At 39.2% G+C, this 22615-nt stretch carries 11 protein-coding genes; 10 read left to right on the forward strand and 1 reads right to left on the reverse strand.

Annotation, left to right across the window (positions count from 1 at the left end):
- Positions 1–124: 124 nt before the first annotated feature.
- Both ACL9RH_RS10680 and glsA read left to right on the forward strand, forming a co-directional pair.
- Complete coding sequence (locus ACL9RH_RS10680; protein ID WP_422693346.1) at positions 125–1357, forward strand: BamA/TamA family outer membrane protein; 1233 nt, start codon at positions 125–127, stop codon at positions 1355–1357.
- Between the two features lie 118 nt (positions 1358–1475).
- Complete coding sequence (gene glsA / locus ACL9RH_RS10685) at positions 1476–2489, forward strand: glutaminase A (protein ID WP_422693347.1); 1014 nt, start codon at positions 1476–1478, stop codon at positions 2487–2489.
- A 65-nt stretch (positions 2490–2554) separates the two neighbouring features.
- On the opposite strand, the gene ACL9RH_RS10690 is transcribed toward glsA, so the two are convergent.
- Positions 2555–3403 carry an alpha/beta fold hydrolase gene (locus ACL9RH_RS10690; RefSeq protein WP_422693348.1) on the reverse strand — a complete coding sequence of 283 codons (849 nt, stop codon included), beginning with the start codon at positions 3401–3403 and terminating at the stop codon, positions 2555–2557.
- 1401 nt (positions 3404–4804) lie between these two features.
- Here ACL9RH_RS10690 and ACL9RH_RS10695 point away from each other — a divergent pair.
- The 8 genes from ACL9RH_RS10695 to ACL9RH_RS10730 are packed head-to-tail and all read left to right on the forward strand — an operon-like array spanning position 4805 to position 22514.
- Positions 4805–11722, forward strand: a complete 6918-nt coding sequence (locus tag ACL9RH_RS10695) for an SDR family NAD(P)-dependent oxidoreductase (protein ID WP_422693700.1) — start codon at positions 4805–4807, stop codon at positions 11720–11722.
- 19 nt (positions 11723–11741) lie between these two features.
- Positions 11742–16007, forward strand: a complete 4266-nt coding sequence (locus ACL9RH_RS10700) for a beta-ketoacyl synthase N-terminal-like domain-containing protein (protein ID WP_422693349.1) — start codon at positions 11742–11744, stop codon at positions 16005–16007.
- Positions 15995–16294, forward strand: a complete 300-nt coding sequence (locus ACL9RH_RS10705; RefSeq protein ID WP_422693350.1) for an acyl carrier protein — start codon at positions 15995–15997, stop codon at positions 16292–16294. Before ACL9RH_RS10700 ends, ACL9RH_RS10705 begins: the two co-directional genes overlap by 13 nt.
- Positions 16285–17067 carry an alpha/beta fold hydrolase gene (locus tag ACL9RH_RS10710; protein ID WP_422693351.1) on the forward strand — a complete coding sequence of 261 codons (783 nt, stop codon included), beginning with the start codon at positions 16285–16287 and terminating at the stop codon, positions 17065–17067. Before ACL9RH_RS10705 ends, ACL9RH_RS10710 begins: the two co-directional genes overlap by 10 nt.
- On the forward strand, positions 17060–19462 hold the full coding sequence (locus tag ACL9RH_RS10715; RefSeq protein ID WP_422693352.1) for a glycosyltransferase: 2403 nt from the start codon (positions 17060–17062) through the stop codon (positions 19460–19462). Before ACL9RH_RS10710 ends, ACL9RH_RS10715 begins: the two co-directional genes overlap by 8 nt.
- A 3-nt stretch (positions 19463–19465) precedes the next feature.
- Positions 19466–20737: a condensation domain-containing protein gene (locus ACL9RH_RS10720; protein WP_422693353.1), complete on the forward strand. Its 1272-nt coding sequence runs from the start codon at positions 19466–19468 to the stop codon at positions 20735–20737.
- A complete protein-coding gene (locus ACL9RH_RS10725) occupies positions 20734–21984 on the forward strand; it encodes a condensation domain-containing protein (RefSeq protein ID WP_422693354.1) in 1251 nt (416 codons plus the stop codon). Before ACL9RH_RS10720 ends, ACL9RH_RS10725 begins: the two co-directional genes overlap by 4 nt.
- Positions 21981–22514, forward strand: coding sequence for a hypothetical protein (locus tag ACL9RH_RS10730; RefSeq protein WP_422693355.1), 534 nt, complete (start codon positions 21981–21983; stop codon positions 22512–22514). Before ACL9RH_RS10725 ends, ACL9RH_RS10730 begins: the two co-directional genes overlap by 4 nt.
- The last annotated feature ends 101 nt before the right edge of the window (positions 22515–22615 follow it).

Consider the following 22615-nt stretch of genomic DNA (forward strand, 5'->3'; position numbering starts at 1 on the left):
TCAATAATTCAAATATTATTAAAACAAAAATTACCTATAAGTTGTATTTAAAAATAGAAATATTGGATTATTTAATATTCACCTAGGAATTTATATGTATTATTGTTATTACAAATTCAAAACAATGAAAAGAACTTTCATTTGCTTTATGCTTATTATCTTTTCTACCTTCTGCCAGGCTCAGAACACCGAGTCTCAAATTTCATCCGACACCCTGCGACAATCTGCGATACCACAAAAAGACATTGTCGATATCCTCCACAGAATCCTCCATAAAAAAAGTAACGGAGATACAGTGCGTGCAGGAAAAAAATTCAACTGGTCATTAATTCCAGCTGCGGGATACACTTTACAGACAGGATTTGCAGGAGTCGTGAGTGGTAATATTGGCTTCTATCAGCAAAATTCAAAAGACCAGAAAATTTCTAATATCACAACTAGCTATACCTACTCACAATACAAGCAGACCATTTTTCCGTTGTACGCCAACATATGGACAAAGGGCAATAAAATCAACCTAATCACTGATTTTAAATATCTTAATTATCCTTCGGAAATATATGGTTTAGGAGGCAAAAGAATTTCAATAGAAGCCAACTCCAATACGGCTTATACAGTTAATTTTAAATATATAAAACTTCATCAGTCCATCATGTTTAAGGTTTTAAAAGACTTATATGCAGGAGGAGGAATTTATTATGACCAATTTTGGAATATTAAAGTCACCGATTCACTGGGCACCAGAATAAGCCACTTACTTACCCGAGATTTAAAAACCGATGAACGAGCTTCCGGAATAGCTTTGAAAGCATTATATGATAACAGACTTAATCAGATTAATCCTCAAAACGGCGAATACCTGAGTGTCACCTACCGTCCCAATTTTACATTCTTAGGCAGCCAATCCAACTGGTCTTCACTTCAGATAGATGCAAGGAAATATATCCGTTTTCCTGCAAAATCGGAAAACATTCTTGCTTTTTGGGGATTTGCATGGCTCAATACAAGCAAAAACGCTCCCCCATATCTCATGCTTCCCAGTACGGGATGGGATGATCAGAACAATTTAGGAAGAGGGTATATACAAAGCAGGTTTCGTGGAAGAAATATGTACTATTACGAAAATGAATACCGCTTCGGAATTACCCGAAATGGTCTATTAGGAGGCGTGGTCTTTGCGAATGTACAATCTTTCTCTGCAGACCTCTCCGATGAATACAAAAAGCTTCTTCTCGGATATGGGGTTGGATTGCGCATCAAGCTCAACAAGCACAGCAATACCAATTTATGTATAGATTATGCCTTTGGACAAAATAACTCTCATGGTTTTTTTGCCAATATCGGGGAAGTATTCTAGTTGTCTAACAGTTACTCGTCTGAAAACATCAACACAAAAGGTAAATTGCCAGCCACAACGAAATACTTTATCTTTGTTTTTAGGTTAATCAAAATTGAAGATCCTCTTTTATATGTATATGAAAAAAAACAGCCCTTTATTTTCTGCAAAAGCGATTCTAATAGCAGCTTGTATTACAGCAAATACAGTCGTTAATGCTCAAAAAACTGCAGATACTCCCAATATCACAGAAAAAACATTAAACACGATCCTGGAGAAGAACAGATCTTACTATACCCAGGGAAAAGTTGCTGACTATATTCCTGAGCTGGGAAAAATGGATGCGAAAGCCATTGCTTTTTCTGTAGTAGATAAAAACGGTAAAATATTCAGTACCGGAGATGTACAAAAAAAATTCACCATGCAGAGCATTTCCAAAATCATTGCTCTTATGATTGCGGTAAATGAAAAAGGTGAAGCTCATGTTTTTGACAAAATAGGATATTTCGGATCAGATAAACCTTTCAATCATTTTTCCAATCTGGAAACAACCGGAAAACCATTAAACCCGATGATGAATGCCGGTGCCATCCTTACCACTTCCCTGATTTCCGGAGAAGGGGAAAAACCTTTTCTTAAAGTTCTGGATATGGTTCGATACATCACCAAAAACCCAGCTATCGAATACAGCAAATCTGTTTACGAATCTGAAAAAGCAACCGGACATCGTAACCGAGGAATGTTTTACATCATGAAAAACAGCGGACTTATTACCGGAAATGAAGATCAGCTGGATAATTATTTCAAACAATGCTCTATTGAACTCACGGCCGAAGATCTTGCTAAAATAGGCTATTTCTTTGCCAACCAATGTGTAAGATTTGACGGAGATTCCCAATACAAAAATGCTGACGTTGCCCAATTAATAGAATCGCAAATGTTGACAGCTGGGATGTATGAATTCAGTGGAGAATATTCCCGTATGGTTGGTTTGCCTAGCAAATCCGGTGTTGGAGGAGGAATCACAGTGAGTGTTCCTGGAAAAATAGGAATTGGTGTTTTTAGCCCAGCTTTAGACCAGCATGGAAATTCATTGGCAGGCTATCATATGATCTTAGACCTTGTCAAACAGTATGGTTTAAGTATATTTTAAAATCAATAGTACATAAATACTAAAAAGCTCCAAAGAACAATCTGTTTTTGGAGCTTTTTATTTTATTAATCATTCTTCGATAAAAAAGCTTTTATTTTTTCCGTAAGACCAATCAACACATGTCCTTTTTCAGGATCGATATAAAATGTAAAATCTGGCAGCAAACTCGTCAGTCTTTCTTTAATTTTCACCGAATTTCGAATAACATCATTCGCACCGCCAATGAAGAAAGTAGGCATGGTAAGTTTCCTCAGTTCATCGTCAGAAAAAATATACTCTTTATCCATTCTTGAATTCACAGAAGCCTGCATCAAATCCATAAAATCTACAACGGACTGATCTACTTTTTGATTCCCCATGATCAGCTGATTTATTTTTCTTTTCCCAAAACCACCAAAAAGAGAATACAACACCGCTTTCATAATAAAACCGCCTTCTGTATTTACAATTCCGGCAGGCGACAGAAGAATCAATGTATTGACTTTTTTAGGGAATTTCACGGCAAACTTCACAGCAAGCCATCCACCTTGGGAAAGTCCAATCAAATTTGCATTTTCGATCTGTAGTTTCTGAAAAACCTCATTCAACCAATCACTATAGTTATCATTTCCGTAAGGAAGTCTATTTTGATCACTTTTCCCTGGTTCACCCACAACATCAACAGCATACACTTTATACTTCTCGCTATACAAAGAGAAGTCCTTTATCCACGAAGTTGCATTAGAATTTGCACCATGAAGCAGTACAAGTTTAGGGTGAGCATCATTACCATAACTCAAGACATGAGTTTTCCCAAAACTTGTATCAACAATATCTTGCTGAATACTTCCATTAAAGTTTGACAAAGAATTTTCATACTGCATCAATACTTTTTCTTTATCATCATTTGATTTGAAAACAGTTTTCTGTTTCATACCTATTTATTTTTTAGTTAAATTTTCACGAAGAGTCCAGCAACCAATTCTCAAAGTATGTCCAAAACAAGAAATAGAACTCCTTACTTAAAACGCAACAAAATCATTCTCAACCATTCAAATAATGATTGACAAAAAAAATTCGTTAATGGGTTTTGATAATTTTGATTTTCGCTTTTAAAATCCAGATACAAAAGATTCGGAGCAAAAATATTTTGAAAAGAATTCAAATATTATCAGGCAGTAGGCATAAACACACAGATATAAAACTATGCGAAAGTTTATAATTCGGCAAATCTACAAATTTAGCACAGAATTACCCAAACAAAAAGGAAGAAAGTGAAAAACTCTGATTCAAAACTCTTGTTTTTAAATTTTAATATTTTTTTAAGGATAAAGCAAAACTCATAGAGAATCATCATTTTATAACTATTCAAAAAGAATTGATAGAAAGAACAACTTTATTTTATTAATAAAATCTAAAATTACTGTAAAACAATAAGTTAAAAAACTTTATAAAATTCAGCATACAAAGCTATTGGGTACAATTTATAATATCCTTTAAATACTTCCTCAATCATAACTTTCACTTTAACAGTAAGTCACGGCTTTTACACCCCTCAAAACGCACTTATTTTTTAACCAAAAAATGAAATTCAGTCATTTTTCAAAATTTACTGACCCTTATTTTTACCCCATCATTATTCATATTATCTTTTCGTAATATAAAAAAAACAAATCTCTTAATCTTGAAATATTCTATTTTTTATTCCTATATTTGCTTAACATTACCATAATTATAATCATTTATAATTATAATTAGTAAGATTGTAACCGCTTGTTTCTAAGAATAAAAAAATAAACTATACACTTTAATAGCGTTTAAATAATTAATACTTTATTGTTAAAAAATTATTACTAAATTGCATTTATGATTAAAGATATAATATAATTTTATTATTTTTATTCCCTCATAACAACAAATCGCTCTATATATTGATGAATACAGTGATTTGTTGTGAAATTTCATATTATCATTTCAATACCATAAATGTTATGAAAAACTTGACAACACTAAGGGCAAAACCCTTTAAAAAGCCGGAAACCAATCTCATTTCAATCAATCCCTTGATAGTCAATGAATTATTATGCAATCGATATAAAATATCGATTATGACTAAATATATAACAAAAACAAATTTTACTATATCATAACCGTAACATCTGCTTTATTTTGAAGCGGAACACGTTGTTATGACCTCTTGCTATCATTTCAATAATTATCACGCCATGAAAAACTTAACCATTATTGGACTAACGCCTTTTGAAAGACCGGATGTTAAGCTAATGCCCAAATTGCATCAGGCGGGTGCGTTTCCCGTTCTCAATCTGGGGCATGAACTGAATGCTGCTCAGGACGCGTTAAATCAACTTGAACAAATAGATGTACCAGCTTATGGTATTTGCTTTTCCAACGACAATTTTACTTCCCTTCAAATTCCTGAAAAAGTACAATTTGCCATCCTTCCATTGGGTATGTCAGTTACCACTTCTGATCTATCTATTGTTTACCAGGTAAGCAGTTTAGAAGAAGCCAGACAGGCAGAAAACTTGGGAGCAAAAGGTATTATCATAAAAGGTAATGAAGCTGCTGGCCTTGTAGGCTACGAATCAACTTTTATTCTGTTTCAAAGGGTCATTAAAGAAATCCAAAACATCCCGGTATGGGTACAGGGAGGAGTAGGACTTCACACTGCAGCTGCAGTAAAGGCACTTGGAGCAACAGGAGTTGTACTCGACAGTCAACTGGCTCTATTCCCGGAAACCTCTGTTCCGCAGGATTTAAAAGACGTATGCTCAAAACTGAATGGAACTGAAACAAAGGTCATCGCCAACCACCGTGTTTTGGTAAGACCTAATTCCCCGGCATTACCGGAAAATGTAACTGCTGAGGATCTGAAAAAATATTTTAACGGCTTAGATTTGAGTAAGAACTATATCCCAATGGGACAAGATATTTCTTTAGCCGTTGATCTTTATGAGGATTTCAAAACACTGAAAAAACTTTTCTTCGGATTCAAAGAAGCCATGTATGGTCATTTGAAACAGGCAAAAGCACTTCAGGTGATTGATAAAAACAATGCTATGGCTAAAGAGCTTGGACTGCAATATCCAATTGCTCAGGGTCCAATGACCCGTGTAAGTGATGTGCCTTCATTTGCCAATGCTGTTGCCGATGCCGGAGCATTACCTTTTGTTGCTTTATCTTTATTGAAAGGAGAATCTGCAAAATCTTTGGTGAATGAAACCAAAAGGCTGGCAGGTGATAAAACTTGGGGAGTTGGTATTCTAGGATTTGCACCTCAGGAATTAAGAGAAGAACAAACTTCTTATATATTAGAAGCAAAACCGCCTGTAGTATTGATCGCAGGAGGAAGACCTGCACAGGCTAAAGTATTTGAGAAGGCCGGAATAAAATCGTTTTTACACGTTCCATCCCCTGCTCTATTAGATATTTTCCTGAAAGAAGGAGCACAAAATTTCATCTTTGAAGGACGTGAATGTGGAGGCCACGTAGGCCCGCTTTCAAGTATGGTTCTTTGGGAAAAACAAATTGAGCGTATTTTAAAAGAAGATCATCCTGAAAACATCAGTGTATTTTTTGCTGGAGGAATTCACAACGCATTCTCAACTGCATTTGTATCCATCATGGCTGCACCATTGGCAGCAAGAGGTGTAAAGATTGGTGTATTGATGGGGACTGCCTATCTTTATACTCATGAAGCTGTACTTACAGGAGCCATTCAGGAAGAGTTCCAGCAGCAGGCGATGCAGGCAAAAGATACTGTTTTGCTTGAAACCGCTCCAGGACACGAAACCCGTTGCTTAAATACAACTTTTGCCCATCATTTCAACACCGAAAAGTCAAGACTTTTGGCTGAAGGAATGGATAAAAAAGAAATCTGGGAAAAACTTGAAAAATTAAATGTAGGACGTCTCCGTATTGCCGCTAAAGGAATAGAACGCCAGGGAGATCAACTTGTCAACATCCCTAAAGAGGATCAGCTTGACCTTGGAATGTATATGATAGGGCAGGTTGCTACAATGCACAATCGCGTCATTTCTCTGGCAGCTCTTCATCAAAGTGTAGTAGATAACTACGAATATATTAAAAATGCAGCACTGTCGGAACTTCCGGTATCTACCGAAAAACCGCTCGACATCGCTATTGTAGGGATGGAATGTATTTTCCCTGGTGCTAAAAACTTAGAAGAATATTGGAGAAATATCATCTTAGGAAAAGACAGTGTTACTGAAGTTCCGGATGAAAGATGGAATAAAGATCTTTACTATCACCCAGATTCTGACGGACCGGATGTATCTCATTCCAAGTGGGGTGGATTTATTCCTAAAATTGATTTCGATCCGCTAACATTCGGTATTCCTCCACAATCTCTTGCCGCTATTGAACCTACACAATTGCTTACTTTATTAGTAGCAAAACGTGCTATGGAAGATGCGGGATATGGTGAAAAAAATATTAACAGAGAAAATATATCTGTAATTATAGGTGCAGAAGGTGGAAATGACCTTGCCAACAGCTATAGCTTCAGAGGATATTACAAGCAGGTTTTTGGTGAACTTCATGAAGAAGTTAAAGAAGCCTTTCCACATACTACAGAGGATTCTTTCCCTGGTATTTTGGCCAATGTGATCGCAGGTAGGATTACGAACAGACTGGATCTTGGTGGAAGAAACTTTACCGTAGATGCAGCGTGCGCTTCCTCATTAGCAGCTATTGATTTAGCTTGTCAGGAACTTGTATTAGGTAAATCTGATATGGTTCTTGCAGGAGGAGCAGATCTACACAACGGAATCAACGATTACCTGATGTTCTCCAGTACCCATGCTCTTTCCAGAAAAGGAAGATGTGCTACGTTTGACAGCGATGCAGACGGTATCGCTCTTGGAGAAGGAATTGCTATTCTCGTATTGAAAAGATATGAAGATGCAGTGAACGATGGTGACCGTATTTATTCAGTAATCAAAGGTGTGGGAGGATCTAGTGACGGTAAAGCTCTTGGACTTACTGCTCCAAGAAAAATCGGTCAGGTAAGAGCATTAGAACGAGCCTATACTCAAGCCGGGATCAGTGCTGCTTCTGTCGGATTGGTAGAAGCTCACGGTACAGGAACTGTAGTTGGTGATAAAACCGAACTGAGCGCTTTAACGAACCTATTCATCCGTTCGGGAGCTCTTCCTGGGCAGACACACTTAGGATCTGTAAAAACTCAAATTGGACATACCAAATGTGCTGCAGGATTGGCTGGTTTAATTAAAGCTTCATTAGCAGTATATCATGGAGTAAAGCCACCTACCCTTCACTTACAAAAGCCTAACGCTTATTATAATACAGAAACGAGTCCTTTCTCTTTCCATTCAGAAAGTGGATTGTGGCCTGAGAAAAACCGTTACGCTGGAATCAGTGCTTTTGGATTTGGTGGAACCAACTTCCATACCGTGATCGCCAACCATCCTAAACAAGACGATTCCATTGCGATGCAATCCTGGCCTTCAGAGCTATTTGTCTTCCGGGGTGATTCTTACGAAGAAGCTAAAGGAAAAGCAAATCAGGTGAAAGTTCTGTTAGAAATTAATGATGGTATACCTTTAAAAGATATCGCTTACAGCTTAAGTATCAGTTCAGAAAAGTCTATCCAGTTCAGTATCGTAGCAGACACAGCGGAAGACCTAATGATGAAGCTCGACCTAGTACTGCTAGGGATTGAGACAAAAGACACTTTTACAGTCAATAAAAAAGAAGGTAAAGTAGCATTTACGTTCCCAGGACAAGGCAGCCAGAGAATCAATATGGCTCGTGATCTATTTGTTGTTTTCCCTGCAATGCGCAAACTTCTTGATGAGTATCCTGAACTGGAAAAAGTAGTTTTCCCATCAAAAACATTTGATGAAGCTTCTTTAAAACAACAGAAAGAAACCATTAAAGATACACGTCTTGCACAACCTCTTTTAGGAATTGTAGACCTTGCTTTGGCAAAATTCCTTGAATCATTAGGAATTGTTCCTGATATGCTGGCCGGACATAGCTACGGAGAATTACCCGCATTATGTTTTGCCGGAGTATTTGAAGAAGAAAAGCTGGTAGAATTAAGTATTCAGAGAGCTCAATCTATTCTTGACTCTGTAGAAGGTGGCGATCCTGGATCAATGTTAGCTGCAAGTGCAACGAAAGAACGTTTGGAACCTATCCTTGCTAAAGTGGAAGGCTGCTATCCCGTGAACTTCAACGCGCCTAATCAATGCGTTATTGCCGGAGGTACTGAAGCCATTCATAAACTATTGGAAGTTCTTAAACAAGAAGGTATTTCCGCCAAAAAATTAGAAGTTGCCTGCGCTTTCCACAGTCCATTGCTTGCAAAATCTAAAGGATTATATGCAGAAGTATTAAAAGACGTTCCGTTTGGAGAAATGCAGATTCCGGTGTGGTCCAACACCACAGCAGAAGTATATCCTTCAACGGTATCAGAAATAAAAGAAAGACTTACAGATCACCTGGTACAACCGGTAAGATTTGTAGAACAACTTCAGGCAATGTATAATGACGGAGCCAGAATCTTCATCGAAGTAGGCCCAGGAAAAGTTCTTACAGGACTGACAAAATCCTGTCTGGAAAAAGATCAGCTGACTTTATATGTTGAAGACAACAGCCGTAATAAGTTTACCCATCTGCTTTGTATGCTTGCACAGTATTTAGGGACAGGACGTCATTTTAATATTGAAAAACTTTTCCATGGACGTCATGTAAAACTGATCAATATCGAACAGCCTGAACTTTACAAGAAAAGCCCAGCTATATGGCGCGTTAACGGGCAAACGGCCCATCCAACCAACGGTAATTTGCCTTCTAACGGTGCATTGCCAATTTTAAATCCTATTCCCATGAACAATTTTACGAATACCCCACAAACCCCGGCTCCCGAACATCTGTCTACAGCAGAACGTATGTTGCAGGAATATTTAAATAGTATGAAGCTGATGATTCAGGCACAGAGAGATGTAATGCTTTCCTTTATGGGTCAGAATCCTCAGGTACAGCCTGCACCGATTTATACCACACCTGTTCCTGCTCCGGCTCATCAGCCTGTAGCACCCATTCAGGCACAACCTGTTCATCAGGAAAGGCCAGTAGTTGCTGCTCCGGTAAAACAAGCTCCGGTAAGAGACATCAAATCCTTATTGCTACAGGTTGTAAGCGATAAAACAGGATACCCTCAGGAAATGCTGGGAATGGAAATGGACCTTGAAGCCGATCTAAGTATCGACTCTATCAAAAGAGTGGAAATTATAGGAACACTTCGTAGTGAACTAGGAACTTTAGCCAACGGTAATACCAATGAAGATATGGTAATGGAACAATTGGCTGCCATCAAAACATTAAGCGGTTTAGTATCATGGCTTACTGAATTTTCGGGAGCAGATACAGCAGCTACCCCAGCAAGCACAATTTCTGCGACAGAGCCTGTAGCTTCTAAGCCACAAACTTCATCTGCATTTTCTGTTGAAGACCTTCAAAATGCTATCCTTGATATTGTAAGCGAAAAAACCGGTTATCCGAAAGAAATGTTAGGATTAGACCTGGATTTGGAAGCCGACCTTAGCATTGACTCTATCAAACGTATGGAAATCATTGCCGACCTTAAAAACAAAATTGGTTTTGGCGAAAATCTTGAGCAGGCTGATGATGTGATGGAAAAACTGGCTGCTATTAAAACCCTTCGCGGTTTGGCAAGCTGGATCAGTGAAATGAATGGAGACTCCCATGAAGCACCTGCTATAAATAAAGAAATAAACACTCCAGAACCAAACAATAACGTATTATCTCGACTTCGTTTCGATATTACTCCTACAGATGCTTTATCTGTACAGAATACGGAAATTCTGCAGGGAAAACGTTTTGCCATCACTCAGGATGACAGTGCGCAAACTTCAGCTATTAAAAACGAATTGGAAAAATATGGAGCTATCGTAGAGCTTGTAGAGGCTGGCAAAGATCTTTCGAATGTTGATGGATTAATCATGCTGGATCTATTCTCTGCTACAGATAAACCAAGCATCATCGATCATGTTGACTTGATTAAAAAACTCGATTTTGATAAAGTAAAGTGGGTTTATTTAATCTCGGACATTGCCTCACATCTTCAGGAAGTAACAGATGCTCGTGTATTACGCCATCATCAGGGATATCCTGGACTTTTCAAAAGTCTGGCCAGAGAATTTGATCATACCATCTGCCGATTAATCAGCTTAAGTACTCCTCAGGAATTCGATCAAATTGCTGAAATTACTTTAAAGGAAATTTTAACCAACGATAAACCTGCTGAGATTATCTATAAAAACGAAAAAAGACATAAGGTAGACATTATCCCTTCCCCGTTGTCAACAAGTTTAAGTGAAGCTCACATCCAACTGGACAAAGAATCTGTTGTTCTTGTACTTGGAGGAGCACAGGGAATCACTGCAGAACTGTCAAAACACATGTCTCAGGCGTACCCTTGTACTTATATTTTAGTAGGAAGATCAGCAGACCCTAGAAATGAAACCTCTGCACAGGAATTCGAAGGAATGAAGACTAAAGAAGAAATCAGAAGCTTCCTTATCAAGTCCGGAAAATTCACTTCTCCTGCAGAAATAGAAAAAGAAACGACAAAAGTTTTCAAAAACAATCAGATCCTTCGCACCATCCGTGATATGGAAGCGCTTGGAAATACGATTATTTATCAATCCTTAGACCTTTGTGATGAAGAAGGATTAAGCAATTTGATCAGCAGTATTTACGAGAAATACAACCGTTTGGATGGAGTAATCCACGGAGCCGGTCTTTTGGAAGATAAACTTTTTAAACAAAAAACGACTTCTTCTTTCGGACGTGTATTCGATACCAAAGTAAAACCTCTTCGTGTATTGGCAGAACAACTTCGTTCAGACTGTCAGTTCGTCGTACTATTCTCAAGTATTGCTTCCGTATATGGAAACAAAGGACAAACAGATTATGCTGCCGCAAACAGTGTTCTGGATGATTACGCGAACGCTCTGAATAAAAGATTAAAAGGAAAAGTAATTTCTATCAATTGGGGACCTTGGAAAGGAGCAGGAATGGTTTCTTCCACCCTGGAAACAGAATATGAGCGTCGTGGTATCTCTTTAATTCCATTGGATGAAGGAAAAGAAATCTTCCTTAACGAAATAAAATACGGAACAGAAAGCCAGGTGCTTATCATGTCAGGAAATAATTGGTAATCCTCTGTATAAACTAAGTATGAAAAAAACAGATGTTGCTGTAATTGGCTTATCCTGTGTCTTTCCCGGGGCACAGGATGCCAACACTTTTTGGCAGAATATTGTCAATAAAGTAGACTCTACCCAATTGGCTCCGGCTGATAGGATAGATCCGGTACACTTTAGTGATGCTACAAATCCCGTTGACCGTTTCTACTGTCAGCGTGGTGGTTTCATTCCTGATTATGAGTTTAATCCTACCACTTTTGGAATTTTACCTCTTGCAGTGGAAGGAACAGAACCCGATCATTTACTGACTCTTGATTTAGTTCAGAAAGCTTTAGAAGATGCCGGAATATTTCAAAAGAATACTTCCCTTGAAAAGACAGGAATTGTCATCGGGAAAGGAAACTATACAGGCCCGGGAGCTACCCGCGCTATTGAAATTGTAAGAACAGGAGAACAGATTTCCTCACTATTGCAGGAGCTGTTACCCCAGGTATCTTCCGCGGATATTGAAAAGGTAAAACATGCTTTCCAAGAACGTAAAGGACGTTTTGCCGCTGACACCGCTATGGGATTGATTCCCAATCTGGTAGCGTCATTGGTAGCCAACCGTTTTGACCTTGGAGGTGTTGCCTTCACAGTGGATGCTGCTTGTGCCAGTGCTTTAATTGCCGTTGATCATGCTGTACAGGAGCTTCAGAGAGGTCGTTCCGACATTATGATCGCAGGAGGAGTACATACCGGACAAAATGCTGCTTTCTGGAGTATTTTTGCCCAGTTGGGAGCTATGTCCCGTCAACAGCAGATCAAGCCCTTTAGCATGGATGCTGATGGACTGCTGATTGGAGAAGGCTGTGGCTTCGTCGTTTTAAAACGATTGGAAGACGCTGTTCGTGATCAAGACAAAATCTATGCAGTGATCAAAGGAGTAGGTGTCAGCAGTGATGGTAATGGAACCAGTGTTATGAGTCCATCCGTAAAAGGACAGCTGAAAGCATTAGAACAAGCCTGGATCAATGCTGATCTGGATAAAAATAAAGTAGGTTACCTTGAAGCCCACGGCACCGGAACTCCGCTGGGAGATAAAACAGAACTTCAGACATTAGCACAATTCTTCGGAAAAGAAGAAACTGCTCAAACAGCAGGAATTGGTTCTGTAAAATCCAATATCGGGCACGCTATGCCGGCTGCAGGAATCGCAGGATTAATTAAAACCTGTCTGGCATTACATCATGATACCTTACCGCCAACATTATACTGCGAAAATCCGACTTCGGATATGCAGAACACAAGATTCGAGCCTGTACAGGAACCTAAAAACTGGTCAAAAACCGGACTGCCAAAAGTAGCAGCAGTAAACGCTTTCGGATTTGGAGGAATCAATGCACACGTTGTTCTTGAGGGTTATGATATGCCTAAAAAAGATAAAGTATTGCTATTGGCAAGACCTACCCAGGCAGAATTATTATCCGCATTGGAAAGTAATGATACAACTTTAGGAGAAGGAGACTTCAGAGTAGCGATATTTGATCCTACCCCTGCAAGAATAGAAAAAGCCATTAAAATCGTTTCCAAAAACCTGACCTGGAAAAATAAACAGGACATTTGGTATACTTCTACCCCATTATTAAAAGATGGTGGCAAAGTAGCCTTTGTTTTCCCTGGCTTAGACGGTCTGGCAAAAGGTGAAGTGGACAGCGTTAGCCGTTATTTCGGATTAACTGCTCCTATAGAAACGGAAGGCGAAGGTCTTTTAACTGATGCCTTAAACGTATTCAACAACTGCAGTATTCTTGATAATTCACTGAAAAAACTGGGAATTATTCCGGATATGAATGCAGGACACAGTTTAGGAGAATGGCTGGCAGGATATTCATCAGAGCTAGCAGAAGCCAATTCTGTAAAAGCCCTGATTGATGTACTGAATCCTGAAACTTTTGAATTAAAAGATTCAAAATTCATTGCCATAGGAGCCGGAATTGACGTTGTACAGCCTTTCATTACTGAAATTTCAGATTTATATATTTCTAACGATAACTGCCCTAATCAGGTAATTCTTTGTGGTAGTAATGCTGCATTGGATGAATTGGTTCCTTTGTTAAAGGCAAAACAGATCTTCCATCAAGTACTGCCTTTTCAGTCCGGATTCCATTCTCCTTTTATCGCTGATAAACTGGATGTGATTTTAGCGGGAATGGAAAAAGCACAGTTCCAGAAAACAAAAATTCCGTTGTGGTCTGCAACAACTTTAGAACCTTATCCTGCTGACCAGGCAGCGATCAGAAAACTGAGTGCAGAACATTTGGTTGAACCTGTTCGCTTCCGTGAACTGACAGATAAATTATACGAAGAAGGAGCAAGAGTATTCATCCAGGTGGGTACCGGAGGGCTGATCGGATTTATTGATGATACCTTGAAAGGAAAAGCATTCAGTACCATCCCTTCCAGTGTTCCTACCCGTTCTGCACTGGCACAGTTACAACGTGTTGTTGCCTCACTATTTGTAGAAGGGAAAACCATTGCTCTTGACTTCTTAGAAATTCAGCAGCATTCAATAAAATCATCAGGAAAAGGGATCAAACTGGAATTAGGTTCACCTATTATCCGAAACTTCAAAGAAGTGAAAGCCTTAGCTCAAGCCTTTGAAACACCAAAACAATACACTGCCTCAGCTTCAGCAATGACTGCCAAAAATGGTCATCCGCTGGTACAGGCATTCCAGGACAACGTTTCAGAGATGATCCGTATGCAGGAAGAAGTCTTGACTTTATTCCAAAACCGTCCGGAAATCACTGTTCCAAATCCTGCATCAGTTGCTCCTGTCGCACAACAGGTCGTAACAAAAGTGCCAAGAAGCACAACTTTCTCAAAAGATCTTTATGTAACGCTGGAAAGTCATCCATACCTTATTGATCACAGCTTACTGAGACAGCCAAAAGGTTGGGCTCATGTAGCCGATATGGAACCGGTAATTCCAATGACCATGATCTTTGAACAATTGGCAGAAATTGCAGAAGCGGAAATCCCGGGAACATTGGTTCATAAAATTATGAATGTAAGTGTATTCCAATGGATGAACGTAGCACAGCCTTTTGAAAAAACCGTGAAAGGACAATGGCGTGGCGAAAATCACGCGTATCTGGATATTGAGAACTTTGCCAATGCAGAAGTCATCTTAAAATCCGGCTCCGTTCTTACTCCAACGTTCAATCTTTCCATCGGTAATCTTTTACCTATTGAAAGAACGCCTGAAGAAATCTATGATGCACACATGTTCCATGGAGATCAGTATCAGGGAATTACTGAAGTATCAGCAGTTGGAGATAAGGGAATTGTAGGAAAGATCAAAGGAAACGGAGGAAAAGGTTCTCTTTTGGACAATGCCGGACAATTATTCGGGCTTTGGTTACAGCTTACCTTGGTAAAAGACCGTATCGCCTTCCCGGTGAAAATCAGGGACATTGAATTCTTCGGAAATATGCATGATCAGGAAGGTATTTTTGAATGTACCTGTATGCTGACCGAACTTAATAATGAATTTGCTATCGCCAATATCATCCTTAAAAGAGACGGAAAAGTATGGTGTGCTATTACCGGATGGCAAAACAGAAGACTGGAAATTGATGCCGCTTTATGGAATGTCTCCATGTCACCACTGCATAACCGTCTTTCTGAAGAGATTGCTCCGGAAGTATTTTTCTTCCATCAAGCTTATACCAGAGTTGCCTCATGGGATTTTATTCTGAAAAGATATTTCAACCAAACGGAAAAACAGCATCATCAGCAATTGTTACCAAATAAAAAGAAAAACTGGATGGTAAGCCGTGTTGCCGTGAAAGATGCCGTAAGAAATCTTCTTCGTCAGGAAAAAAATCATGCGTGCTTCCCTATTACTTTTGAAATTCGTTCCGATGAAGTAGGGAAACCATACCTGATCAGTGATTTTACAGAAGACATTCATATTTCACTCGCTCACAAAGGAAAAGAAGCTGTGGGAATTGCGAGATATGGCAAATCCGTAGGAATTGATATGGAACTCATGGAAGAGCGTAGCGAAGGATTCTATGATCTGGTATTCACAGATAATGAATTAGCCTTATTAAAAGGAAAAGATCAGGCAGAATGGACCACCCGTTTCTGGGTAGCGAAGGAAGCCTACGGAAAATTCTTAGGAACCGGATTGAAAGGAAATCCAAAAGCCTTCGAAGTAGAACAAATAAAAGACGATCACTTGTGGATCAATAATATTGAAATCAAAACTATTAAACATAAAAATTATATCATAGGATGGACACTGTAAACACAACATTAAAAATGAACCACGAAGAACTTTTTACTTTATTAAAAGGTTTTATTACTGAAGTGATAGGTGCTGAATTTGTAGAAGAAATGGACATCACTCCAGAAAGTTCATTCACGAAGGATCTTGAAATGGACAGTATAGAGATTGTCTCTTTCTCCGAAAAGATTAAAGCGCATTTTGGCGATCAGATCGATTTTACAGGTTGGTTATCATCTATGGATCTTGACCAGCTTATTAATCTTGACCTTAGTATGATCATCAATTATATCTACGAATGCCAATAATCACTGTCAATAACAGACAAGTTCATATACAGGAACTCAACAAAGGTGCCGAACAAACCGTGGTCTTAATCCACGGGATGTTCAGTAACCTGTCCATTTATTATTTTAATATTGCCCCTGTGCTGGCCAAGCACTTTCATGTGGTGATGTACGATCTGAAAAGCCACGGAATGAGTGAACGCTTTTTGGATGGGTACGACCTTGGCAACATGTCATCCGACCTGATAGGTTTAATAGATCATCTGGAACTTGAAAAAGTACATCTTGTAGGCTATAGCTTCGGAGGTCTTATTGCGTTGAAAACAGCTTTAGAATATCCTGACCGCGTCAATCAGCTCGTGGTGATGGAAGCTCCGGATCCTCAGGACGAAAAAGCACGTAACATCATTGATGAATACAGCAAGGAATTCCTTGAGCATTATGTTGCCAATTTTACAGATACCACCAAAGTACAGATGGGGAAAAGACAAATGGAGAAGAACCATCGTATGTATGAATTTCTGTTTAATCAGACCAGCATCAAAGCAGATATGATTCGGGAAAAACATTTCCTTGAGGAAGCAGATTTCAACCAGATAAAAGCTTCTACTCTGCTGCTTTACGGTGCTGATTCCAACTGCAGACCTACAGGAGAATGGCTACAGTCTCAAATCGGATCATCCGAACTTGAATTAATCTCCGGCGATCACAATATTCCTATTCAGGAGCCTCAGCTCATCGCAGAGACGATCGCTCATTTTTTATCTAATATCTTAACGAAGAACCATGGCTAAATTTGTATTTATAGTTCCACCATTGACAGGGCATGTTAATCCTACCTTAAGCATCGGAGCCACTCTGCTACAAAGAGGGCACGAAGTAGCCTGGATCAGCCTTGACCCAACTTTAGAGGCTAAACTTCCGGATGGAGGAAAACTCTTACTGATCCAATACGATCAGACCGACGAAGAAAAAAAAGAAAGCGAACAGTATCTTGATATTATCTCAAAAAAAGTAGTATACGGAATCGATAGCGTAAAGTTTCTTTACGAAGAAGTTCTTATTCCGCTGAACAGACACTCTTATAAAGGTATTGTTTCTTTACTAAAGACAGAGCAGCCCGATTTGATTATCGGTGACCATCAATTATTTGCAGCTCCTATTGCAGCCAAAGCATTGGGAATTCCTTGTGTTACTTCCGTCACTGCCCCGGCCGCTGTTAAAATCATGAATGAGCTGCCTAAAGTACACGAATGGGAAGTGAACCAAATCATTGCTTTGCAGAAAGAGCTTGGAGTGAATGAAGAACGCTCTTTAGCAACTTCAGATTTACTTACGTTAGTTTTAACTTCTAACTATTTCTTTGGTGAAATGGAAGATCTGCCTGCTCAGTACAAATTCACAGGTCCGGTACTTACCGAAAGACGTATCTCTTGTGAATTCGACTGGGATCGATTAAAAAGCGCTACCAACAAAAAGATTTTAGTAAGTATCGGAACTACTTTCGATCACGATCATAAAAAAGCATTTTTCCAAAAGGTTGTTGATGCCTTTAAGGATGAAGATCTAACCGTTGTTGTTGTATCCGATCCGCAGCTTTTCGAGCAATGGCCGGATAATTTCATGGTTTATCAGCAGGTTCCTCAACTGGATCTGTTACCTCATCTCGATGGTGTGGTTTGCCATGGCGGTCACAATACCGTTTCTGAAACCCTATCCAACGGTATTCCTTTGGTTGTGATTCCTATTGCGTATGACCAGTCACATGTTGCAGGTCGCGTTGTAAGAACAGAAGCAGGAGAAAGACTTAATTTCAACAGGTTTAAAGCCAATCATTTGAAAGAAGCTGTACAGCAGATTTTAAATAATCCGGCTTATCGTGAAGCGGCTCAAAAAGTAGGACAGTCTTTTGTAGAAGCCGGAGGTACCGCTACAGCAGCAGATTTATTGGAGCAAACCGTATCAAAGGCTGTAAAACCTGAAAAACCTTCCAGATTTTTATTTGTGGTCCCTCCATTTTTTGGGCATATCAGTCCAACCTTAAGTGTAGGAGCCAGCCTTATTGCCCGTGGCCATGAAGTAAGATGGTTCGGAATTACGCCTTTAGACAGCAAACATATTCCGGAAGGAGGATCTTATTACTATCCGGAAGAAGATCTTATTCCGTATCAGCAAGAAATTGCCCGTATCTTAAAAAGACAGGATGACGGACCAGCATGTTCAGGACCTGAAGTGATGAAGTTAGCCCTGGAAGAAACTTACGTTCCTTTTGCTAAAATGATGATGCCGGGACTAACCAGACTGACAGAAAGCTGGATGCCTGATGTGATTGTGAATGACTGTATCACGTTCGGAGGAGCTCTTTTCGCTCATAAACATAATATCCCTTGTGTAACCACAACTCCCGTTCCTCCCGATGTAATGGGAGATACAGAAAAAAGTGCCCCAAAGATCTGGGAATGGCAGCAAAATCTGATCAAAGACTTACAAAAAGAAGTTGGTATTGAAAAAGAAGGAATCTATATTCATTCTCATCAGCTGAATATGGTATTTACTTCCCAGGCTTTTGCCGGTTTCGACACGGTACCTTCTCACATGAAATTTGTGGGTCCTGTAAAAGGCCGTCCGAATGATGCGCCATTTGACTGGGATAAATTAAACGCTTCTACCACGCCAAAGATCTTTGTATCGCTGGGAACATTATTGGTAGATATCCGAAAAGCTTTCTTTGAAAAGATCATTGATGCATTTGCTAACCAGCCGGTTACTGTAATTGCCGCTACACCACCGGAAATCTTTGAAGAATGGCCAGACAATTTCATTGTAAGCAGCTTTGTGCCTCAATCAGCATTGATGCCTGAAATGGATGTAGTTATTTGTCATGGTGGTTTCAACACAGTTAACGATACTTTCCGTAATGGGTTGCCAATGCTAATCACTCCTATTGCTTATGATCATTTCCATATTGCAAAATTAATTGAGCAGGCAGGTTGTGGAATCAGCATCCGATACAAAAGACTACGAGTAGATGCTCTTCGTGAAACCGTTTTTGAACTCCTGGAAAATCCACAGTACAGAAACGCGGCAAAAGAAGTTCAGAATACTTTTCATCTTGCCGGTGGTAACGATAAAGCTGTAGAATTGTTAGAAAATTTTGTTCAGGAACATTCAACATTAGCTTCCTTATAGCCTATGAAAAGACGATTGTTATTTGGCGAACGAATGTTACTGGGAGATGGAACAGAGCCGTTCAATGCGGTGATCCCTTTCAGACTCAGAGGTACCTTTGCTTTAAAGGATATCCAACAGGCTCTTGCCCAGATTCAGAAGAAACATCCATGGCTGAGAGCACTCATTGCTCATGATAACCAAAATATTCCCTGGTTTGATGTTCCTGAAAGTCCGATTTCTATTCCTATCAGGATTGTAGTCCGAAAGGGAGAAGATCACTGGCAGGAAGAATCCAAAAGAGAATGGCATACGCCTTTTGATTATAAAACACTCCCTCTTATCCGATTCATCTGGATCAAAGGAGAAGAAGTTTCCGATATGCTATTTGCGTTCCACCATTGTTTATGCGATGGTGGTTCTGCAATGGCTTTTCTACATGAGTTTTTAGAGGTTCTGGATAATCCTTCAGCAGATATCGGAATAGAGAAACCTATTTTGGGAATTCATGATGTAGTTCCTGCAAAAATTCTGAACAGCCGAAGACAAAAACTGAAAGCCAAGTTTATAGGAAGGTTGGCAGCTACTGCTATCAAATGTATTCCTGTAGGTAAAAAAGCAATAGAACGAAAGGATGATTACCTCATCCATTGGAAGGTAGATGAGTCTGTAAGCCAACAGTTGATCTCCTATTGCAAAGCCAATGAAGTTACGGTGAACACTTTTTTAAGTGCAGCGTTGCTTCAGGCATTCAGAGATGTAAAAGGATCAGCTGCTTTCAATAAAGTTTCCTGTCCTGTAGATATCAGACGTTTTGCTACGCAGATCAAAAATGATCATATTTTCGCTTTCGGTCTGATGATCGTGGTTTCTTCCAATGAAAAAATGACTTTCCTGGAAAACCTGAAATCGATGCAAGAATCGGTAGAGCGTAAAACCGGCAAACTCAATCCTTATATTACCATGATGGTGATGGAATCCGGCCACGATGCTCTTCATAATTTCACCAAGCTTTTAAAGAATGGAAAATCGTCCAACGACTGTATGTTTTCCAATCTGGGACGCATTCAGATTCCTCATGAATATAAAGAATTTTCGGTAGATACTATTTTCAGCCCGTCTGTGATTGGCCCATTGGGGAATACTACAACACTGGTGGTCTCTACTTACCGAGGAAAAATGGATTTTTCATTTGTAGGAAGTGAGGGCTACCTTCCCTATACCGAAGCAATGCCCATACGGGATAAAGTGATGCAGATCATCAAATTACAACTTGAATATATTGCTGTATCATGATCAAAAGAAGACTAATGATGGTGGAAAGGATTATGTATGTAGATCCTGAAACCCCGGTAAATTGCATATTTGCCGCCAAAATAAAAGGAGAACTTCCGGAGCAGAACTTTACAACTGCTCTGGAAAAAATCCAGCAAAAACATGCATTGCTAAGAGTGGTTATAGATTCTAAAAGTGAAAAATATCCTTTTTTCATTGAAGAAAAAGAGATCGCACCTATTCCACTTCGCATCGTAGAAAGAAAAACAGATCAGGACTGGCTGACAGAATCTCAAAAAGAATGGAAAATCTTATTTGAGGAAGAAAAAACACCTCTAGCCCGTGTAGTCTGGGTAAGAGGAAAGGATGTTTCTGAAGTATTTTGGACCATCCCCCATTGCATTTCAGATGGAACCACCGGAGTGACTTTAATGAAGGAGCTCCTTCAGCTTTTGGACAACCCTGTTTTAGAATTAGAACCTTATGAGCCTTTCACTTCTATAGATGAATTTTTACCGTCTAACTTTAATGTAAAAAGTAAAAAATTCAAAGCTAAACTTTATCTGACCTTTGCCAGGTTCTTCTTTATGCTGCAGCAAAAAAGCAAAAAGAGAAATCTTGGACACAACTATGTGCTTCACCAAAAACTAGATCCGGCTACCACAGCTCAGATCACTGAAAGATGTAAAGCCAATGGGGTTTCCGTACATGCTTTGCTTTGTTCTGCCTTCATGCAGGCATTCCAGGAGGTAAAGGGAAAAGAAGCCAAAGGAAAAGTGATCAGCCCGGTAGATGTGCGTCATTTTATTCCGGAGATCAAAGAGGATCATTTATTTGCTTTTGCCCCAACCGTTGATCTTGCCATTAAAAAAGGAAGTTCCGATCTGCTGGGTAACGCCAAACACATCAAGGAAGACCTTGTTCAGAAAATAGGAAAAATGGAAGCCCGCGAACTGCTGTGGATGGGTGAACAGATGCACCCAATTGTAGACCGTATGATTTCTATGCTTAAATCAAGCAATGGCGGCCATGATGTAACCTTATCCAATATGGGCAGGATCAACATTCCAAATGAATACAAAAACTTCAGCATCGATACCATTTTCAGCCCTACGGTAGCCTTCCCTTGGCTGAACTCAAACACTTTGACAACGAGTACGTACAACCATCAAATGGATTTTATATTTTTGTCCAACGAAGACTTCCTTCCCAAAGCGGAAGCTGCTAAAATAAAAGAGAAAGCTATTGCGCTAATGACCACCTCATGAAATTGAAATTTAAGCCGAAGCCACCTAAACAGCTCAAAAAAACTACCCTGAAGCGCTTTCTCATTAAGCGTACGATTTATTATGTCCTCCCGAATGTGTTTTTTAATTTCATCATCGCGTATGCAAGTTTCAAAGAATTAGGGTATACCCATTTTTTTTCAGGAGAACAAAATCTAGCTCGTCTTACTTTACCTATGGCCCTATTTCTTCCGGTCGTCCTTACAATTGACATCATCAAAAGAGTAACCGATGCCGCAGGACAAGGAGCCATTGAATTTACCGTAGATGAACAGTTGAATATTAAAAAGCTAATGACCAAGCTGAGCATTCTGCATGGTGTCATTACATGTTCTTTAGTATTATCAATGCTTTTCTTAGGACAATATAACTTTTCGAAAGATTATAAGCTTGATGCTACAGCAATGGCTGTAGTGGTAGGCGTACTGGCTGGGATTTTGTCTGTGATTTTTGTGTATTTGCCGGTATGGAGATTAAGAAAGTGGATGTGTAGAAAAATTATAACAGCATAATTAAAAGAGAAAAATATTGAAATTAAAGGTTCAAAATGGTTTATCATTTTGGACCTTTAATTATTTATTAGAGATGCTTTTTTTACTATTAGTAAATCTCT

This window comes from Chryseobacterium sp. Mn2064 (genome assembly GCF_049319685.1).
GTDB lineage: Bacteria > Bacteroidota > Bacteroidia > Flavobacteriales > Weeksellaceae > Chryseobacterium.